3 protein-coding genes are annotated in these 1,527 nt (G+C 39.2%); all 3 read left to right on the top strand.

Going from position 1 to position 1,527, the window contains the following annotated elements; all coding sequences use genetic code 11:
* Positions 1–111, top strand: a 111-nt coding sequence (locus tag RCH62_RS08325) for an LPXTG cell wall anchor domain-containing protein (RefSeq protein ID WP_306475014.1), incomplete at its 5' end; no start/stop codon positions are given.
* A 70-nt stretch (positions 112–181) separates the two neighbouring features.
* The gene (locus RCH62_RS08320; RefSeq protein WP_155200159.1) at positions 182–1,141 is read left to right on the top strand and encodes a glycosyltransferase family 2 protein; all 960 of its coding nucleotides are present in this window, start codon (positions 182–184) and stop codon (positions 1,139–1,141) included.
* 17 nt (positions 1,142–1,158) lie between these two features.
* On the top strand, positions 1,159–1,527 hold a 369-nt coding region (locus RCH62_RS08315), incomplete at its 3' end, for a YfhO family protein (protein WP_306475013.1).

The raw sequence follows: 1,527 nt of genomic DNA, 5'->3' as shown, positions 1-1,527 counted from the left end.
AAAGCGCTTCTTCCTAATACAGGTGAAGTTGCAGCAACTGGATTTGTATTCTCAGGAGCCTTTGTGTTAGCAGGTGCAGTCGTATTGAAACGAAAATTGTCTATTAAATAAACAATGAGTTTCTACATAAGGGGAGAGCATGAGCTCTCTCTTTTTTGGGAATGTATTATGGAGAAAAGGGATGAAATTATCAATCTTAATAACCCTCTTGAATGAGGAGCTGGTGCTTCCTCAAACCCATCGTGAAATTTCTAATCAGCTTGAGAAAATGTTAGGAAAAGAGCTCTCTGATTATGAAATCCTCTACATCGATGATGGAAGTAGTGACAAAACCTTTGAGTTAATTGAAGAATTTGCAAGAGAAAACGACCGCATCAAATATATCCGTTTCAGTCGAAATTTTGGACGAGAGAGTGGCATCTTGGCTGGTTTTAAATATGCCAGTGGGGATGCGGTGATGGTCATGGATGGGGATCTCCAGCATCCACCATACTTGATTCCCTTATTCTTAGAAGCTTATAATGAGGGCTATGATATTGTTAGTGGCCAACGAACTCGTGAAGGGGAATCTTTTGTAGGAAGTTCCTTTGCACGTTTGTTTTACTTCTTGTCAAACCGCTCCATGGATGTTCACCTAACGGACGGGAAATCGGAATTAAGACTGCTTAGCCGAAAAGCGATGGAAGCCTTTGTGTCAATGCCAGAGTACAATCGTTTTAATAAAGGTTTGTATGAATGGATTGGTTTCAAAGAGAAAGTAATTCCTTATAAGAATGAAACTCGTAAGGCTGGAAAGAGCAAGTTTGGTTTTAAGAAATCTTTGAATTATGCGATTCAAGGAATTATTTCTTTTAATGATCGCCCTCTCCGTGTTTGTATTCAATTCGGTTTCATCTGTTTAGGGCTAGCTCTTTTATATCTAGTTTTTGAGTTGATGAAATATATCTTCGCTGCTGGGAATTATGTGAGTGGTTATTTCACAACGATTGCGGCTATTATATTATTTAGTGGAGTTCAACTCATCTTCATTGGAATTCTTGGAGAGTATATTGGCAAGATCTATTACGAAGTGAAGCGTCGTCCTCATTTCATTATTGAAGAGACCAATATCGAACAAGCGAAGAAAAATCATATCGGCTAAAGAAGATAGGAGAAAACATGTTAATCTGGTTCATGCGTTGGCAAGAGTTTTGGAAAAAACATCCAAAGAAAGTTCTCTATGCTGCAAGTGCCCTGCTCCCAATGACCATCATGCTCATTGTGTGGGCTTTTATAGGGATGTATCCTTTTGGAAGCAAGAGTCTGATGGCTGTTGACTTTGGACAGCAATATATCAGTTTCTTTGGCTTGCTAAAAAATGCCATCTTGACGGGGGATCTATCTAGTTTGAGTTATTCTTTCACCAAGTCTCTTGGTGGAGATATGATCGGTGTGCTCGGCTACTATTTAATGAGTCCCTTCAACATCATCTACATTCTAGCTCCCCTCAAATATTTTGGGGCAGCAGTATTTTTAACCATTTGGCTC

Source organism: Streptococcus sp. (assembly GCF_030825805.1).
Classification (GTDB): domain Bacteria; phylum Bacillota; class Bacilli; order Lactobacillales; family Streptococcaceae; genus Streptococcus.
The sequence above is the reverse complement of the archived record's forward strand: the minus strand, read 5'-3'. Positions and strand labels throughout refer to the sequence as shown.